General features: G+C 47.1%; 20 protein-coding genes. 5 read left to right on the top strand and 15 right to left on the bottom strand.

All coding sequences use genetic code 11. The annotated features are described in order from the left end of the window. Positions 1 to 296: 296 nt before the first annotated feature. A complete protein-coding gene (locus tag ACTQ1N_RS11780) occupies positions 297 to 743 on the top strand; it encodes a hypothetical protein (protein WP_441956874.1) in 447 nt (148 codons plus the stop codon). Then, positions 740 to 970, top strand: coding sequence for a hypothetical protein (locus ACTQ1N_RS11775; RefSeq protein ID WP_441956873.1), 231 nt, complete (start codon positions 740 to 742; stop codon positions 968 to 970). The genes ACTQ1N_RS11780 and ACTQ1N_RS11775 overlap by 4 nt, the downstream gene beginning before the upstream one ends. Positions 971 to 1,081: 111 nt before the next feature. Here the strand turns inward: ACTQ1N_RS11775 and ACTQ1N_RS11770 are convergent, their stop codons facing one another. From ACTQ1N_RS11770 to ACTQ1N_RS11735, 8 genes are all read right to left on the bottom strand, one after another. Then, positions 1,082 to 1,270 carry a hypothetical protein gene (locus tag ACTQ1N_RS11770; RefSeq protein ID WP_441956872.1) on the bottom strand — a complete coding sequence of 63 codons (189 nt, stop codon included), beginning with the start codon at positions 1,268 to 1,270 and terminating at the stop codon, positions 1,082 to 1,084. Between the two features lie 63 nt (positions 1,271 to 1,333). Next, complete coding sequence (locus ACTQ1N_RS11765) at positions 1,334 to 2,131, bottom strand: hypothetical protein (protein ID WP_441956871.1); 798 nt, start codon at positions 2,129 to 2,131, stop codon at positions 1,334 to 1,336. 58 nt (positions 2,132 to 2,189) lie between these two features. Beyond that, positions 2,190 to 2,837 carry an ABC transporter ATP-binding protein gene (locus ACTQ1N_RS11760; RefSeq protein WP_441956870.1) on the bottom strand — a complete coding sequence of 216 codons (648 nt, stop codon included), beginning with the start codon at positions 2,835 to 2,837 and terminating at the stop codon, positions 2,190 to 2,192. Positions 2,838 to 2,988: 151 nt separating this feature from the next. Then, positions 2,989 to 3,882, bottom strand: coding sequence for a hypothetical protein (locus ACTQ1N_RS11755; protein ID WP_441956869.1), 894 nt, complete (start codon positions 3,880 to 3,882; stop codon positions 2,989 to 2,991). Between the two features lie 17 nt (positions 3,883 to 3,899). Further along, entirely contained in the window at positions 3,900 to 5,060 is a 1,161-nt protein-coding gene (locus ACTQ1N_RS11750) for a hypothetical protein (RefSeq protein WP_441956868.1), read from the bottom strand. A gap of 78 nt (positions 5,061 to 5,138) precedes the next feature. Further along, complete coding sequence (locus ACTQ1N_RS11745) at positions 5,139 to 5,588, bottom strand: hypothetical protein (RefSeq protein ID WP_441956867.1); 450 nt, start codon at positions 5,586 to 5,588, stop codon at positions 5,139 to 5,141. A 486-nt stretch (positions 5,589 to 6,074) separates the two neighbouring features. Beyond that, a complete protein-coding gene (locus ACTQ1N_RS11740; protein WP_441956866.1) occupies positions 6,075 to 6,473 on the bottom strand; it encodes a hypothetical protein in 399 nt (132 codons plus the stop codon). A gap of 29 nt (positions 6,474 to 6,502) precedes the next feature. Further along, positions 6,503 to 6,694 carry a cyclic lactone autoinducer peptide gene (locus tag ACTQ1N_RS11735; protein ID WP_441956865.1) on the bottom strand — a complete coding sequence of 64 codons (192 nt, stop codon included), beginning with the start codon at positions 6,692 to 6,694 and terminating at the stop codon, positions 6,503 to 6,505. 175 nt (positions 6,695 to 6,869) lie between these two features. On the opposite strand from ACTQ1N_RS11735, the gene ACTQ1N_RS11730 reads away from it, so the two are divergent. Genes ACTQ1N_RS11730 through ACTQ1N_RS11720 form a run of 3 tightly spaced genes read left to right on the top strand, consistent with a single transcriptional unit; the run spans position 6,870 to position 9,578 of the window. Further along, positions 6,870 to 7,478: an accessory gene regulator B family protein gene (locus ACTQ1N_RS11730; RefSeq protein ID WP_441956864.1), complete on the top strand. Its 609-nt coding sequence runs from the start codon at positions 6,870 to 6,872 to the stop codon at positions 7,476 to 7,478. A 29-nt stretch (positions 7,479 to 7,507) separates the two neighbouring features. Further along, positions 7,508 to 8,266, top strand: coding sequence for a LytR/AlgR family response regulator transcription factor (locus ACTQ1N_RS11725; RefSeq protein WP_441956863.1), 759 nt, complete (start codon positions 7,508 to 7,510; stop codon positions 8,264 to 8,266). A gap of 1 nt (position 8,267) precedes the next feature. Then, positions 8,268 to 9,578 (top strand): sensor histidine kinase, encoded by a 1,311-nt coding sequence (locus ACTQ1N_RS11720; protein ID WP_441956862.1) that lies wholly within the window; start codon positions 8,268 to 8,270, stop codon positions 9,576 to 9,578. A 22-nt stretch (positions 9,579 to 9,600) separates the two neighbouring features. On the opposite strand, the gene ACTQ1N_RS11715 is transcribed toward ACTQ1N_RS11720, so the two are convergent. From ACTQ1N_RS11715 to ACTQ1N_RS11685, 7 genes are all read right to left on the bottom strand, one after another. Further along, complete coding sequence (locus ACTQ1N_RS11715; protein ID WP_441956861.1) at positions 9,601 to 9,759, bottom strand: hypothetical protein; 159 nt, start codon at positions 9,757 to 9,759, stop codon at positions 9,601 to 9,603. Between the two features lie 279 nt (positions 9,760 to 10,038). Continuing rightward, a complete protein-coding gene (locus tag ACTQ1N_RS11710; protein ID WP_441956860.1) occupies positions 10,039 to 11,427 on the bottom strand; it encodes a DNA primase family protein in 1,389 nt (462 codons plus the stop codon). Further along, complete coding sequence (locus ACTQ1N_RS11705; RefSeq protein ID WP_441956859.1) at positions 11,336 to 12,001, bottom strand: CHC2 zinc finger domain-containing protein; 666 nt, start codon at positions 11,999 to 12,001, stop codon at positions 11,336 to 11,338. The genes ACTQ1N_RS11710 and ACTQ1N_RS11705 overlap by 92 nt, the downstream gene beginning before the upstream one ends. 13 nt (positions 12,002 to 12,014) lie before the next feature. Further along, positions 12,015 to 12,251, bottom strand: a complete 237-nt coding sequence (locus ACTQ1N_RS11700; protein ID WP_441956858.1) for a hypothetical protein — start codon at positions 12,249 to 12,251, stop codon at positions 12,015 to 12,017. A 51-nt stretch (positions 12,252 to 12,302) separates the two neighbouring features. Next, on the bottom strand, positions 12,303 to 13,781 hold the full coding sequence (gene mobQ, locus ACTQ1N_RS11695) for a MobQ family relaxase (RefSeq protein WP_441956857.1): 1,479 nt from the start codon (positions 13,779 to 13,781) through the stop codon (positions 12,303 to 12,305). A 468-nt stretch (positions 13,782 to 14,249) separates the two neighbouring features. Then, entirely contained in the window at positions 14,250 to 14,564 is a 315-nt protein-coding gene (locus tag ACTQ1N_RS11690) for a relaxasome subunit MobC (RefSeq protein ID WP_441956856.1), read from the bottom strand. A gap of 6 nt (positions 14,565 to 14,570) precedes the next feature. Then, positions 14,571 to 15,935, bottom strand: coding sequence for a DUF4368 domain-containing protein (locus ACTQ1N_RS11685; RefSeq protein ID WP_441956855.1), 1,365 nt, complete (start codon positions 15,933 to 15,935; stop codon positions 14,571 to 14,573). Positions 15,936 to 16,186: the final 251 nt, after the last annotated feature.

Genomic DNA, 16,186 nt, shown 5'->3' with positions numbered 1-16,186 from the left:
AAGCGGATCAGATTCCATCCATTTCATCGAATTCGAAGCAGCGTAACCTCTCTCCGCGGGTATCCAAAGTTGTTCGTGATTTTGGGAGAGGCTTTGTTGAGCAGACACTAACTAAAGCGAATTGTGCGCGCCCTTTTCAGACGCGAACGCATCGCACCCCCTTTTGGAGAGTTTTTGTCAAGACAAAAATTGTAAGGTCTTGTCAATTGGCAATTGGAACAGCTTCTCATGAATGACAGCCCGGCAGATCTGTGCTAGAGTAGCAGTATCAACACAGTCTCAGATGAGGTGATGAATTGAGAATTTATCTTGACAATTGCTGCTACAATCGTCCGTACGATGATCAGACGCAGATTCGGATCTCATTGGAAGCTCAGTCGAAACTTTATATTCAAGATCTCATCCGAGAGGGCAAGATTGAGCTGGCAAGTTCCTATATGAGCAACTATGAGTGCTCTAAGAATCCTTTCATCATGCGCCGGGAGACCATCCTGTCATTCATGGAAACCTATACAAGGATATACATCTCAGAGAAAAGCCAGGAGACAGTCGAAACGGCAGCAAAGGAGATAATGAAAACCGGTGTCAAATTTAAAGACGCCTGTCATGTGGCGGCAGCCATATACGGCGCCTGCAATTATTTTATTACAACGGATGACAGGCTGCTGAAATATCAGAGCGATCAAATCATCCTTCTGTCACCCATTGATTTCGTTTCCCTGAAGGAGGTGAGCGACTTATGAGCAAAAGCGCACAGGAAGTTCTTACAAGAGGAATGCAGTGTCTTCAGGACCAGCTCGGAGCCGTTGATGCCGAATACTTTATCTCTCTGATCATAAGAGAACAGTTTGATTATACTCAGTGGCAGCGCGAATATTTCGATCAAATGACTCCGGAAGAAATCAGCCGGGAGGCTGCAGATTATAACAAAAAGCACCCATTCAGCGGAAAGGCGGCTACCATAATCTGATCAAACTGTATATTTCGGGAGTCTGTACTACTCCACGAAGAACTTATATACAGTACAGGCGCATGAAGCTCCTGGCATCCGCACGGACACCAGGAGCTTCATACAAATACGTCAGGAATCTTTCCTTTCTGTTTCGGAAGTCATCCGTTCACCATTGAAATCGGCTGTACCCGTGATTTCCTTTGTACGCGCCCTGATATATTGCAAAACATCCTGTTTTTCAGATTCGAGTAGATCAGTTCGCGGAAGGTGACCGAGGTCTTCATCCTGCTCACAGAGATAATCAAATATATCCTTCATTCTCCTCCCTTCTCTCATGGCATGTACTGCAAAGCGTCAGAAGTTTCAGTACCTACAGGGCTGTTATACGACGTTTCCCGTTCGTGTTACTCCAAAGCGAATTGTCCGTGAAAATGCTTTTCCTGTTTTTCTATAGATTGCGCTGCATCCTCCTACGGCATACATCCCATAAGAGTAATGGGATTTTTCCGTTACACGAAAAATATCCGGTGCACTGTTATCACAGTTCATAGCCGTCTCTTTGCAGCGGCTTGTGTTACCATCGTATATAAATATTCCCCTTAACACCCACTGCACCATAGTAGCGTTATCAGTATTTCTGTATATTCTCCACTTTCTGGCGTGTTCCACGGTGCTTACTGTTGACGACGCTTTTCTTTCCGCCGGAATTGACTCATAGTCATCAATCTCAGCAGAATATTCCGAATCCAGGTCATAATATCTGGATGAAACCAGATTCATTCCGTCGATCCCTGTCTCCGATAATTTTATGCTGTCATCATTCAGAGCGGATTCAAACTCTGCAGACAATGCCCCTGACTCATTATCAGCATTGGCCGTCTCGTTATCATCAGGAGTGCCGGAAACATCAGGAAAATCATCTCCATACAGACTGATATCGTTATTCAGTGCCGCCTCAAAATTACGCCGTTCCTGTTCATCACTGATATTTTCCTGAGGCAGATCCGACAGATCCTTATCACATGCTGCTCCGTCTTCCCAAGAGCCATCATCAACAGGGCTCTCTTCCCAGGAGTACAGATCTGTTATTTCTTCCCCATACAGATCTTCCGCACATGCCGGAATCCCGGATGCTGCAATCAGCGAAACTGTTAATAAAGACACAAGTATCCTTTTCATAATATCTGAACACCTCCTGAAACGGACTGACAATACCGTATCCCAAACGAGCTTCTCTTCATCGAAGTCTCTTCATCTCCCCGTCTTCCATCTGATAAACCTCATCGCACAGGATATCGATATCTTCGCGGTTATGGCTGGCCAGGAGCATCAGTTTCCCTTCCTCTTTCTTCGCGGAGAACAGGTCCCGCATCTGCTCCACGCCCTCCCTGTCCAGGCCGTTCATCGGTTCATCCAGGATCAGGATCGGCGGGTCTTCCATGATTGCCTGCGCGATCGCCAGACGCTGCTTCATCCCGAGGGAATATTTTCCGACGGGCTTTTTAAGATGCGGGTCAAGCCCCACCTGCTCCAGGACCCGGTACAGATAGTCCCGGTCATTCCTGTTCCGTATCGTATAGAGAAACTGGAGATTGCGGTACGCGCTCCACCTCCTCAGATAGCCCGGGTCCTCGATGATAATGCCCGCATTGCTTAAGACGTCGATGTCCTTCCCCATCGTCTTTCCGTCAATGCGCACCGAACCTTTCGTGCACCCGTAAAAGCCACAGATGCACTTGAACAGCACGCTCTTACCGGAGCCGTTATGCCCCACGATGCCGTAGATATGCCCGCTCTCGCACGTAAGGGTGATATCCTTCAGTACCTCCACATTACGAAACGACTTGTATACATGGTCTACTTCTATTGTTGTGTGATTTTCCATTTGCTCCTCCGAATATCTTCCGTACTGAAGCAGGCTGTGTGAAGACCCAAACTTTGTTCTCTGTAAGCCACGAGAACGAGCTTACCCTATGTCACATGATCCGCCTACGCCATTTGTCAAAAGTTGGCAGATTATCATAGAAGATACGTTTTCATGCATCCTCATTATCCCAGTTGAGATCCACACGGCGAATCACAAGACAAATTTCTGCCGCCAGTGCCGCGATCGCAATAATCAAAAACGTAAACATATATGTCGGGGAAGGAAGTCTGTAGAACCCTCCGAATGATTTGCTGACACTTCCAACTTCCGCCCATATCGTAGGCAGAAACCACCCAAGAAGCCATTTTCTGTCGTAGGTCATATTCTCCACAATATATATTGCCATTACGTATGCATAAGAGAACGATACAGACCATATCCTGCCTATGGTCAAACCAAGCAGAAACATGGCAAGGCCGATCATGAAAAAGATCAGGGTACAAATAGCGACAGTCAGAAGCATCAATTGAACCGGGGTAAAACTTGAAATCGATTCCTGGTATGGCTTAAACATTATTGTTTTATCTGCGGTTGACGCATATTGCATGTAAAAATCTGAATCCAATGGTCTTTCAAGTGCCAGTGTCGTCATCACTTTTCCCCAGTTAAGACTCCACGTGATTCTTCCTGTAAATGGGATAAGTGAACAAATTACTGCTATAATGACAGCCGCAAGCGAACGAATTGCAATTCCGCCGATTTGATTGATTGCCCATCGCTTTCTTCCTGCACGAATCAGAGAATACATATTAATATGCTGCATAAAGGGAATGTCTGCATTCATATAGATTACGCAGAAATATACCGTTATCACAATCGGACTGGATGTCATAATAAAGGGAAATATACACCATGTAATCGGGTATCCAACCTGCTTCACATAGTTGATATAGGGCTCTTCATATTTCCAGAAGATTACAAGCACAATGATAAAATACAGAAGTATTCTGTCAGAAACAATTTTCATACGGGCTGATTTGCCGATCTGCCGAAGCTGTTTCATGTAAGTCCGTACCCCTCTTAAGTCAGGAAGATTTCTTTGCCCGTCAGAGCATCATACATGAGGATTTGGATGTTCCCTTTGTCATCTGTCACCGTAAGATGCCATACCACTTCCGCAGAAAGTTTCTGATTCTCATCGTTGTAGGTTCGAAGCACCATTTTGGCTTTTTTCACCGTGTAATGCTGATCAGTGATCATCGACTCGAACCGGTTCTCCACAGCATCCGCAATTTTTTCAAATGGCAGAACCTGTACGGCCTCACCTGTCTTATCTGTATTCTCCAGCATAATCGGAGCAGACATCTGGAAAGTCTGTAATCCATCTTCGTCAAATACTGCAGTCAGAGGAGCTGTAGAAAAGTCCATCTCTGCCGCCCTCATGTTCACTGTCATATACCATGGAAGAACATCCAGTCCATTATAGTTCTGCCATGCGTAAATAGTGTATGTATCATCTCCTTGCTCCCATTGATCCGGGATATTTTCTGACGTCACGCGCCCTTCCTCCACGGCCTGCTGTTCCATTTTGTTGCGCTCTTCACTGCTCAAGGAGTACCAGGAGAACGCATACTGGTCGGATGAATATCCTATGTCATTTACAAGTTTTTTTATTTCATTTATCTTATCGTCAGGTGTTCCAAAGGTGAATATGTTATGAGACAGGATTCCTTCATCATGCGGAAGCACACGTCCATACTTGATTCCCTTGGGTGTGTAGAAATTCACTCCATTCCCTGTCGTATAATGGTCTCCGTTCGCCAGATCATAGAACATATCATCCGGTTTCCCATCCTCCAAAGATTCATTCTTATCCGTTTCTGCGATTTCGCTCTCATGTGGCTTGACAAGAACATCATACTGTTTCTGGGGATCTCCATAATTTATTCCCCTGACAGACGGCATGGAAAAATTGCCATTTAAAAACTCATTCGGCACTTCCAGCGCGCAGTCGAATGTCACCATTTTTTTCTTGCTTTTGTAAGCGGAAGGAAATGCAGATTGACTTTCATTGCTCTCAGTCTCGATTTTCTCAGATTCCAGTGCACCCTCTTCCACATTCACAGCGTATTCAGAGGTTGCAGTCAACTCCATTTTCTGAGCACTTTCCGACGATACACCCTCTTCCGTTTTCCTCTGCCTTCGGCATCCCGCTGTACCAAACAGCAGAATTGCAGCCATGATGTTTCCGATTATAATTAAATTGCTCCGTCGCATAATCATTTTCCTCTCAATTTATCACATAGACTACCATCATTTTTAAATGATTCTTTTCAGTCTCGTATTAATAATGAAAATTGCTATTCCTGACAGCATTATATTAACTGCCGAAATTTTCAAGAATTCTTCCCATTCGTCTCCGGCAGCTACAAATATTCCCTGCATATCTTTAAAAGACCATTGCAGCCCGCCAATCTGTATTAATCCAATTTCGATAATCAAGTTGAGCAATGCCACCGGCAGAAGCAGGACCAGTGCTCTATTTTTTACAAAGAGTGAAGCCGATGCAGACATCAAAGACAATGTTCCTGCAAAAAGTCCCATATAAAAAGCTTCCGTCATACAATAAAGCATGTAATGCCCATTGTCCCAAAGGAAGCGATAACCTGATGAACCCTCTCTGAGCATATTCAATGTACTTGCCTGATCATTGACCCATGGTACTCGACTACGGCAGAGCAGAAGGAAGATGACTGTTCCAAGTATCATTGCAAGAAAGGCTCCCAGAAAAATTATCATTGCATGAGACAGGACATACAGTCGTCGGTTGCCTCTTATAATTTCGTACCGACAATATCCATCCTCCAAGTCCTCGCTGAAGGACATTCCGAATGAATAGGCACAGAAAACATATAGAAGCATCGATCCGGTTCCCTCGCATGCCGCCATATATATGAATAGAATATCCTCGTCTATCATTCCAGAGAAAGATCCAAACATAGAATAATATGAGAAAAAAAGAGTTGCTGCCACGCCAAAAGATGCCATAATCCAGTTCGTACTTCGTACAAAACGGTACAAATCCGCATGTAGATATCCTCTGAAAGTCTTATGCCAACTTTTTATCTGCATTAGTCATTAATTCCCCCATAATCAATAATCAGTCTTTGCTATTAACTATTATTAATATTTAACTATATAGTCTGTCCGGGAATGTGGATACAGTTATTCCGGGCAGACTATTCCAGAAGGCGATTATGGGGTATATCTTCCCTTTACATTCATTCCGATTCGTGAGGATGAAGTAACCAGCTGATAATATTTATTTCCATCAGCATGACGTGCGTACGTTCCTACACTTCTCCTGCTGACTGTATCTGCTTTCGTATAAAAATGCTGACCAATCTGATTGGAAATAATTGACCCATCGTCGATTTGCTGCGACTGGGCAAAAAAGAAGCCACTAAGATAGTGTGACGTCGTAGTTACATAAAAATTCTGTTCGCTGTCCGCCTTCTTTACCTCATAAGAGTATGGATCTCCCGGCCATGTCACATTAAAATTAATCGTATCAGCCCTTGCCGTTACGGTAGTTCCAATGACACAAATTATTGCTGCGATAATACAGCTGATTTTTCTTATTCTGTGTTTCATCTCTTAACTCCTTCTCAATATAAACAGATTTATAAAATCTTTTCTACCCCTGTTTTTCTGTTTTTCTCTTTTTCAATTTCTCCTTTCTCCAAAAAGTTTTTCAATCCTGCTGGTTCCTCTGGCTGATAAAACCGTCCTCTGCAGCTCAATACACCAAATCTGGTAACGACCACCGCAATGGTGCACAGAACGGTACCGCACCTGATCAGCAGATGTTTCATTATGGCATCCTCCTTTCTCCTGGACTGGCTTCTCATATGGTGGCTAAAGAGTAGCACCGATTTCTTCCTGAAAACCCGAAAACCGTACAAGAGGTAAAAAATGGGGTACAAGATGCAGAAGCCTTCATTAAAATGTATGCTATAATCTTTGACAGAATGAAGGAGGTGGCCTGCCATGCTGATTTCTCACTTTTTCAGTACCAGGCTGTCAGAAGCACTCAAAGAAAGCAGAGTGATCGACGGTTCTGACATGCTGCAGTATGAGTACTGCCTGGAGTACCTTTTTGACATTATCCTCTATAATTCCAGCCTTATCCTTATTGGCGGCATGCTTCATGATCTGCCTGGCGCAATCCTGTATATTCTCTGTGTTTCGCTTATGAAATCTTCAGCCGGAGGATATCATGCTGCCTCCAGAGTGAAATGCAGTGTCCTCTCCTATTCTCTGTTTTTGACAGCAATTCTGACATACCGCAATCCTGCCATCTGCGCTTTCATTGACAGAACAGGGACATTCAGCCTGAGGGATCTTATCTATGCAGCAGAAGTCTTCATAATTGTATTATTGTCTCCTGTTGAAAACCCCAATAAAAGATTGTCCCCCCGTGAGAGAGTCAAATTGAAATCCTGCTCAATAATACTGGTCAGCATTGTGTCAGTCATCTATATTTTTTTCCGTCTGACCTCGTATAAAGTATATTGCAACATGATTATTGTATGCTTCTGTATTAATGCGTTCAGCCAGATTGTCGGCTCTATTAAATATAAAAGGCAATCAGTCTGAGATATTATCCCTTAGGAGCCATTTACACGATGGATATTAATATTGCCATATGTGACGATGATACTGATTTCTTAAAAAGTATGAAATCGATACTGGTTCCATATATCTGGGGCAGCAGGCATGAGATACATCTGGATTTATATTCCGCAGCCGGTGACCTGATCTCTGCCATGCGATCCGGCAAAGAATACCGTATCTTTTTTCTGGATGTGGAGATTGCAGACCACAATGGAATTGACCTTGCCAGAGACGCAATTGACCGGCTCTCTTTCGATCCCTATGTGATCTTCATCAGCAATTATCCGGAATATATGAAAGACAGTTTCTCCGTTCATCCTTATCAGTACCTGCAGAAGCCGGTGGATAAAGATGCCGTATACGGGCTGCTGGATGAAATAATCGGGAAAGAGGAAGAGAAATACATCTCGCTTACCGTCCTCAACAGCGAAGACAATGAGCAGATTCCTGTCAGCATCATGGACATTCTGTATATTGAAACGTCTGACGCCAGACAGCAGAAACTCACATTCCATCTTTACGACAGAAAGATTGTTGCCAGAGGGATTCTCACAGCATGGCAGGAAAAACTTACCGGTTATCCATTTTCCCTGTGTTATAAGGGGATACTGGTCAACGTCTACCACATTCACTATATCAATTCAGGCATGGCAGTATTAAGAAATGGGGAAGAGGTTCCTGTCAGCAGAAGGTACCTCGCCAAATTAAAAAACGAGATGGTAAATTCCATCAATACATATCTGATCAGAGACAGCAGCGGGAGAGATTAAGTTGGAGACGATTATTCAGATCATCAGTTCACTGCTTGATATGTTTATCCTGGAAACATATCTGACAAAAACCACAGGAAGAATAAAAGAAGGCATCCGCAAAGCATGGTTCTGGCTGGCAATTCTTGCAGTCGAAATCATTCTGCAGGTCAATACGGCAGTACTTGTTGATTCGTCTTCCCGTCTGTCGATACTTGTAACGAATCTGATCAGCCTGTTGACGACCTTTTTCCTCTGCTTCTTTCTGGATACAGGCATTCTTCAGAAAGTGATATTCTCTGCAATCTTCCAGACTGCCGCGCTCATTTCTGAAAATATCTGTGTTACCATCTCGTCTCTGCTGTACAGCGGAACACTGACCGGATATGAATATGATATCAGCATGAATCTGATGTCCAAGATCATTCTGCTAATCTTCACAATTCTTCTGTCATTCATGAAAAAAGACAGACCGAAGCATCCGAAGGAATATTCTGTCCTCATGCTTTTTACCCCGATTCTCACCGTCTGTCTCCTTGCCCTGATGCCGCTGAATCGTGATTACATCAATTCCCATATCTCTTTTTTCTCAATCATATGGATCTACATTGCGGTCATCAATATCGTTCATACGACTCTGGTTGAGAGACTGGCTGACAGCTATGCTTCAAGAGTGTATGCCTCTGCACTGGAAAAGCAGCTGGTATATCAAAAAGAAAAATACACACAGCTCGGCGAATCCTATAAAAAGGGACGCAGGATCATACATGACATCAAGCACCACAATGAGGTATTAAAGAGCTATATCTCGAAAGGAAAATATGCGGAGATGTATGACTACCTGACGAGCTACTCCGATGCGCTTGAAAAAACCTATATCAAAATCAATACAGGCAATCTTGTGATCGACTCTCTGATCACAAATTACAACGATATGGCAGCATACTCAGATATCAGATTCATCTATAATCTTGAGGTAGATAATGCCAGAATCCCTCTTCCGGATTATGACCTGTGCATCGTCCTTGGAAACCTTCTGGACAACAGCCTTCATGCCTGTGAACATCTTCCCGCCGGCAATTCATTTATCAAAGTCAATATCGTATCCGACAGGACAGACCGGTTTGTTATCATCATTGAAAACACATACTCTCAAATAGGCAGTCATTCCGGACATCATTCCTTCGATCACGGGTACGGCCTCGACAACGTCAGGCAGGTGACGGAAGCGCATCACGGCCTGATGAAGACGGATGCCGCGGATACTTACAAAGCAACCGTCATTATTCCGATCACCGACAGAAAACAGAGGTATACACCGCCTGTTTTCTGAATCGGCGCAATTCCGGAAAATATCAGTTATCCCTTAATATGATCTCTCTGATCTTCTGCTCCAGGGTCTTTCCTTTGTCCTTTCTGAAGTAGAAGCTGACCCTGTATTCATTCTTCATCGGCGCGGAGCGAACCTCTCCTCCCTTCTCATAGTCTTCTTTTCTGATCTCGTTCTGTTCCATCTGAATTCCTCCAAAAAGGCGAGGAAGGGTTCGGCTTCTCCCTGCGCCGTTAATCTTTTGTCTGCGGCGGCTGGAAGGCGGTTCAGGAGGGGAAGCGCCCTGTCGTGAAACACCCGTATTTACTGCATTTTCCGCCACCGCAAGGCAGTAGGCATTACATTCTCATTCTTATATGGAAAAAATATGTATACCCAGCAGGGATAAAAACGATATATATAAGGAGTTGAAAAAGTGCCGCCTTACTGCCTTTACGCCGCCTTACTGTCCTATAACAGCCACTCACGGCCAACCGTCCGTGTTGATCATGACGTTGATCCCCTGGTAGCCACGAACCTTCTTTCCCCCGCCAATATCAATGTTTTTGTCGTATCTGATGTGCAGCCGCTCCTGTTCCCCGCTCAGCCATCTCATGAATGTGCGGTCTGAAAGCGGCTTCTCAGCGTTGTCAACGCACCATTTCAGGTAGGCGCTATAAATCTGTTTTGACGCTGCGTGAGTGCCTTCTTCGAGGCGGATGTACCCGGTCGACTCCATGAACTCGATGATGTTGTTCGCCTCCCGCTTCACCGTGTCGAGATTCTGCTTCATACGATTGCTGACAGAAAACCTGTATCCCTTCCGGATCAGCCGTTTCAGGCCTTCCAGACACCAGAGGAAGATTCCCTCTTTCTCCGCAATCAGCTTGTCCGTGAGGTATCTGTCGTCCACCCTGTCGTCCGGTTTCTCCCTGACCTGGATGATCATCTGGCGGCGGTAGAAGCCGTCAGAGCGGTCGTACAAAGCGGAAAGGGACCCGTTCCCGAATCCCATGATCCGGAAGGTCAGGCTGACCTGCTGGCTCTGCCCGAACTTCCACTCGACATCTGTCTTGTCCTCCATCGTCACAAGGCTCTTCAGCGTCCCTGTGTCCGGCAGCGCATCAAGGTTCATGTCATCATCCACCATCAGCAGTTTGCCGATCTGATCGGCCTTTGCGAAGCGGTTGGTGACCAGTTTCTGAATGCTGCTCACCGTCATGTTTGTTCCCTGAAGCGCCCTCAGGACATGCCCGATCTGGCTCTTCCCTTCGCCGCCTTTTCCAATCAGCATCATCATGACCTGCGCCCGGTTGGTTGGGATAAAGGTATATCCCATGAACTCCTGAAAAGCGGGGATGTCTTCCGGATAAAGCAGTTCATCAACGAATTTCAGCCACACTTCCGGTTTTGCTGCGCCGGGATTGTAATCAACCGGAAACCTGTTCATGCAGATGCTCTTCTCAGAAGAAAACCTTCCGTCAAGGTAAAGTGTCCCGTTCTTCACGTTCAAAAGATCCAGCCGCCGCCGCGGCTCTTCTGAGTCTGCGACAACCTTCATAAGCTGGGAAAGCTGGGTGATTCGCTTTATCATGTTTGTGCAGTAATCAGGGCTGAGTGCATCGTAGATTTCTTTCCGCAGCGCGTCCTCGGCTACTTCTCCTTCCGTATCATAGAGTTTGCCATTGATGCACTTCATCGGATGATTCTTCAGGAAGCATTCACAGAATACTGTCTCAATGAGTTTCCCTTTCTCGCCGATCCAGGGCGGACAGGACATGTCACCTGCTTCGTCCGGGAATCCCAGGTCCGTCATTGCCTCGTCCAGCTTCTTCCTGTCTTCGTCCTTCATTGTTTCCAAAACGTCTGTCAAGGCTGGCCGCCTCCTTTCCGTACTGAGCAATCAGCTCCGCTTCTTCCTTCGGACTGCCGCAAATAAAAGAGTCCAGGATGTAATCAATCCTGGACTTGTTCTGCAATGCCTCTTCAAACCGGGGATCTATATGATCCCAATCGTCCGGGTTCGCCGGCGCATAACGCTCTTCCCACTCTCCAAGCATCTGTCTGTAATCACAGAAGATCTGGAAAAACTTCCTCCCGGCATTGCTGAAACGGTTCTGCTGAGCCTGCTTTCTCTGCCTTGTCTGCCTTGCCGTGTATTGCTCCACCGGAGATGCACGGCTCCGGGTGTAAAGCACTCCGAAGTCTTCCGCGATCTTCTTTACCGCCTCTCCGTTTTTCAGCCCGAACAGTCTGGCCACAAGATTGATCACATCTCCGTCCGCTCCGCAGCCGAAGCAGTGAAACCTCCTGTCGAGCTTCAGGCTCGGATTCTTATCCTGATGAAACGGACAGACCGCCATTCCGTAGCGGCTCACCTGAATTCCGTAGCGCTCCGCTGCCTCCCTCGCGGTGACCTGTTCCTTGACTGCTTCAAATATATCCATGCAGTTCACTCCTTCATCGGCGCAGCGTCTCGTGAGGTTCCGGGATCTCCGGCTCTTCGTCTTCAAGATCTTCCATCCACGCGCCTTCGATGTGCTCCCTCGCGTCAAGTTTGGAAATGTCACCGTGCCTTACATAAAGACCGAACCTCTCAACAATCTCCCAGATCAGGGTTGCGGCAGGATAATAGCTGCTGCCTTCCTGAAGTTTCCTGACCAGTTCCTGATTCGTCAGTTCTCTCACGTTCTTCATTCGTCTGTTCCTCCTTATCTGAAAAAGCCAAACTTCTTCTTCGCCTTCAGGTCAGAGACTTCTTCCTCGCGGTCTCTTAACTGAATTCTCAGGCTCCTCGCCTCTGCCTCGCATGCCCGGAGTTTCCGGGCTTTCTGCTCCAGTGCCAGGGAAGTCTTCCATGCGTCTGTTTCGGCCTTCTGCTTCTGTTCCTGGAGAGAGCGGATTTCCACATCCTTCATTTCGCACTGCCTCTGAAGCGTCTGAATGGTCCGGTCCTTTTCCTCTGTCTCGCTCTGAAGCTGCTCGAGCAGACTCATAAGCTGCCCTGTGCTGAACCCATCTGCTGAACCTTTCACTGAGCGACTCTCCCTTCTTCAGTGTTTCCTGAATTTCCCTGTTCTGTGATTCCGACTGCGATTTCATCTCTTTCAGCCGTCTTAGGATTTCCTCCGGTATCTCTGAAGCCGGGATCTGAGTTCCCTGTTCTCCGCTTCCAGATCCGCGATCCTCGTCAGACACTGGCTGTATTCTTCCGTCATGTCCTTCAGCCTGTCTTCCGCTCTCTTCAGCAGTTCCTGCTGTTCTGTCATGACTTTCTCCATCGCGTCGACCAGTTGATAAAATGTCATTCCCTGCTCTGAGTTCATCGATGTTCTCAAACTCCTTTCTGACTGATTCCTTTAACTGCTCAAACTGCCGGATCAGCTGCACGCCCATCTTCTTCGCTTTTTCAAGCATCCTGTTCAGAAGCCGGATCTGCCTGTTCTGCTCCGCGACAGAAGAGACACCGCCCCTCGCTTCAATCTGCCTGGCAGCATAGCCCTCGTGTTTTGTCGCCACTTTGTCGATGCCCTGTTCTTCATAGGACCGGTCATCGATCCGCTCCGGCTGTCTTTCCATAGCGAGATAACGGTTGCAGATCTCAGCCCATTCGGCGCGCCATTCCTTCGCCCGGCTTCTGTCGTTCCAGTTGTTTGCCTCGACGGTTTCCCGCTTCCAGATCTTTCGTCCCCTGGCACCGATCTTCTGCTGTCCGGTCTTCGGATCGATGACCGGGATTCTCTCGCCTTTCTGGTCAAGCGCATAAACCTGCTTTGTTTTCTGCGTCCACCCTCCATCTTTCTTCACGCCCCTGGTCGGTGCGATTCCATGAACATGAGGGTTGCCGTCCTTGTCATGGAATGACCAGTCCACGATCATTCCCTCATCCGCCCTTCTTCTGAAAAACTCATGCGCTGCCTGAATCTGATGATCTCCTGACAGTTCCCTCGGGAGAGCAATCTCGAACTCCCGGAAGAGCTGGGCGTTGTCCTGTTTCTCGGTCTGCTCGACGCTGTTCCACAATTTCTCACGGTCACGAAAAAAGGAAGGCGCGTTCTCCGGAAGAATGATTTCCGAATACGTGACTTCCTTCTTGTGAGTGTAGTCATATATCTTGCCGGACCGCTCGTCCTTCAGCCTTACGCCCGCCCGGTAGGCTGCCGCGGCCACGGAGGACTTCGAACCATGACGCTTGCCAATCTTGATGCTGAGATGATAGATAGCCATAGGCCTCCTTTCCTGCGTGAAGATCGAGCAGGACGACTCCGTCTTCCCTGTTCGATCCGGCTGCGCCGCTTCCATCTCACGCTGCGCGTTCGATGTCTGCGGTCGCCACAGAGCCGTCTCTGCGTGCGAGCACGCTCGGCGGCTTCGTGGCTCGTCGCGCAAAGCAGGCACCGGACTGATGCCGCCTGTCCTTCTGTATGGACAGAGGCAATCGTCCGATGCCTGCCAGAGTGCAGAGGTGGAACCTTTGCCGGGCGTCTGGCGGCGCCCGCCGGAGTGCAGAGGCAGAGCCTCGCCCAGGTGCAGGGTGGAACCCGCCGGGTGCAGGGCAGTGCCCGCCGGAGTGCAGAGGCAGAACCTCGCCCAGGTGCAGGGTGGAACCCGCCGGGTGCAGGGCAGGGCCCGCCGCGCTTAAATGCATACGGAGTGTGCATATAAGTGCGCCTTATTTTTTTCAAAAATAAGGAATTACAAACCATCATTGACTCCGTTCCGCTGTTCTGCGCTGTTTTCTGTTTCCACACTTTTGTTCATTGCTTTTGAGAAATATCCTCCGTTGTATTCTTGTCTAAGCAAAAATGACTGGAGCTTCTCCAGATCCGAATCTTCAAGATGCCGCTTCAGGACACTCTCCACAATTGCTCCCGCCTGGATCAGTCTTCGGGTTCTCTGCTTTCGCATCTCCGCATTGATGTCCCGCATTACTTGACTCTTCTTTCTCTGAAGTTCTGCGATCTTCTCGTCTGTCTTCTTGATGCGTTCCTCGGTTTCTTCAACTGTCACAATCAATCACCCCGCTTTCGCAGCCGCTTTCTCTGCCTTAAGCCTTTCTCTCCTTCTTCTGGTCTTTTCTCTGTTCTTTGCTCTCAGTTCCGATAATTCCTTGGCAGCTCCAGGATCTGTTTCCGCTCGTTCAATAAGGTCCCGCAGTTTCTCAGAACGCTTTGCTGAATGTCTCCGGTTGTATTCCTGATTGCGCTGGCGTATGTACTCCGCATAGTCGGGATCCACCGCCACCCTGGCCTCAATCTTGGCTTTCATTCTTTCGTTAGTTGCTTTCTGTGAAGCCCGAAATTTTGCAAGCTCCTCTGCAGCTCTGGGATCCGTCGGCGCTTTTTCCTTTAATTCATTAATACGGTCCTTCTTCCTCTGCGCCTGCTGTTTCATCTGAACCTGATACTTGTCAATAAGCTCCTGATCCCCCTCCTTCATTTTCTGGCGCTGAATTTTATAGCGGATCTTTTGTTGAGCGTTTTCCTTCTCTCTCTGCTCGGGAGTCCTGACTCTGGGTTTTCTCTTCTGATGACGGCCTCTGTTTCGCTGTCTGATTTTCTCAATTTCTTTTGCGGCTTCAGAGTCTGTTTCCGCACGCGCGACAAGTTCCTTCCATTTTTCTTTTTTCTTTTGATATCCCCGCCTGTTCCGCTCTTTCTTCTTCCTGTTCATTTCTTCCGCAAAGACCTCGTCTTCCTCCATTCGCTTCTTTATGCGCTCTTGATATTCATGGTCATGTTCAAGTCTCCTCCGCTTTACTTCTTCCACCATAGCGTCAGCCTCTTCTTCCGAACCGACCGCAGCAATCAGATCCTCGCGTCTCTTCTGACGGAGACGTTTGTCGATCTCCGCATCATGCTTACGTTTATCTTCGTCTGTTTCTTCCGACGTGCTGCCGCCTGTTATGGATGCCGGGGTTTCTGGAAGAAAACTGAAGTAAACATCGATTCTCTGGGATCTCTGTCCATTGTCTCCGTTTTCCGCTGCGTGTACCTCAATCCTGTCGATCAGCGCATAGAGCATCTGATTTGTCACATAGCTGCATTCCCGATATTTCTTCAGAAGGTCAATAAACCTTTGGGGATCCGACGTTTCTGCTTCAGCCTGTCTGATAGATGATTCGAGTTCTGCCTTCCGGCCTTCCTTCTGCCTCATCTCAGCGTCATATTCTTTCATCATGTTCTCAAACATCATGTCAGAAAGGACTCCACTCATGTTTTTTTCGTATAGTCCCCGGGAAAGCCTTCCAAGCTCCAGCAGCCTGTTCTCAATGTCTTTTAGCTCTTTTCTCTCTTCGATGTGCTTGTCCCCAGTGCGTTCCGCAAACTTTTTCTGAAGGTCCGCTATAAACTGTCCCTCATCTGAGAACGCATGTCTCATGACTGTGCGCATTGCCTGTGCAACAGCCTTTTCAATCGTGCTCTCCCTGATATAGTGATTGGCACATCTTCTCGGGTGTGCAGCGAATCCGGCGCATTGGAAAGAATAACTGGAATCTGCCTCAGGGGCTTCCTTCGCCCGGTGTTATCCCGCATTTTATCTGGTCCTAAACCATACCACATTCAATCAAATTAAAAAGAGGCACAGCATAAATTATTCTGATGGATTTTACATCGGATTGCTTTATGCCG

This window comes from Porcincola sp. LCP21S3_C12, assembly GCF_052118625.1.
GTDB lineage: Bacteria > Bacillota > Clostridia > Lachnospirales > Lachnospiraceae > Porcincola.
Note: the sequence above shows the minus strand (reverse complement) of the source record. Positions and strands in the feature narration are given on the sequence as shown.

Bases quoted from the DNA above. Each gene is read 5' to 3' on its own strand.
- ACTQ1N_RS11775 (WP_441956873.1), top strand. From the start codon at position 740: ATGAGCAAAAGCGCACAGGAAGTTCTTACAAGAGGAATGCAGTGTCTT.
- ACTQ1N_RS11770 (WP_441956872.1), bottom strand. From the start codon at position 1,270: ATGAAGGATATATTTGATTATCTCTGTGAGCAGGATGAAGACCTCGGT.
- ACTQ1N_RS11765 (WP_441956871.1), bottom strand. From the start codon at position 2,131: ATGAAAAGGATACTTGTGTCTTTATTAACAGTTTCGCTGATTGCAGCA.
- ACTQ1N_RS11760 (WP_441956870.1), bottom strand. From the start codon at position 2,837: ATGGAAAATCACACAACAATAGAAGTAGACCATGTATACAAGTCGTTT.
- ACTQ1N_RS11755 (WP_441956869.1), bottom strand. From the start codon at position 3,882: ATGAAACAGCTTCGGCAGATCGGCAAATCAGCCCGTATGAAAATTGTT.
- ACTQ1N_RS11750 (WP_441956868.1), bottom strand. From the start codon at position 5,060: ATGGCTGCAATTCTGCTGTTTGGTACAGCGGGATGCCGAAGGCAGAGG.
- ACTQ1N_RS11745 (WP_441956867.1), bottom strand. From the start codon at position 5,588: ATGATACTTGGAACAGTCATCTTCCTTCTGCTCTGCCGTAGTCGAGTA.
- ACTQ1N_RS11740 (WP_441956866.1), bottom strand. From the start codon at position 6,473: ATGAAACACAGAATAAGAAAAATCAGCTGTATTATCGCAGCAATAATT.
- ACTQ1N_RS11735 (WP_441956865.1), bottom strand. From the start codon at position 6,694: ATGAAACATCTGCTGATCAGGTGCGGTACCGTTCTGTGCACCATTGCG.
- ACTQ1N_RS11730 (WP_441956864.1), top strand. From the start codon at position 6,870: ATGCTGATTTCTCACTTTTTCAGTACCAGGCTGTCAGAAGCACTCAAA.
- ACTQ1N_RS11725 (WP_441956863.1), top strand. From the start codon at position 7,508: ATGGATATTAATATTGCCATATGTGACGATGATACTGATTTCTTAAAA.
- ACTQ1N_RS11715 (WP_441956861.1), bottom strand. From the start codon at position 9,759: ATGGAACAGAACGAGATCAGAAAAGAAGACTATGAGAAGGGAGGAGAG.
- ACTQ1N_RS11705 (WP_441956859.1), bottom strand. From the start codon at position 12,001: ATGGATATATTTGAAGCAGTCAAGGAACAGGTCACCGCGAGGGAGGCA.
- ACTQ1N_RS11700 (WP_441956858.1), bottom strand. From the start codon at position 12,251: ATGAAGAACGTGAGAGAACTGACGAATCAGGAACTGGTCAGGAAACTT.
- mobQ (WP_441956857.1), bottom strand. From the start codon at position 13,781: ATGGCTATCTATCATCTCAGCATCAAGATTGGCAAGCGTCATGGTTCG.
- ACTQ1N_RS11685 (WP_441956855.1), bottom strand. From the start codon at position 15,935: ATGAGACATGCGTTCTCAGATGAGGGACAGTTTATAGCGGACCTTCAG.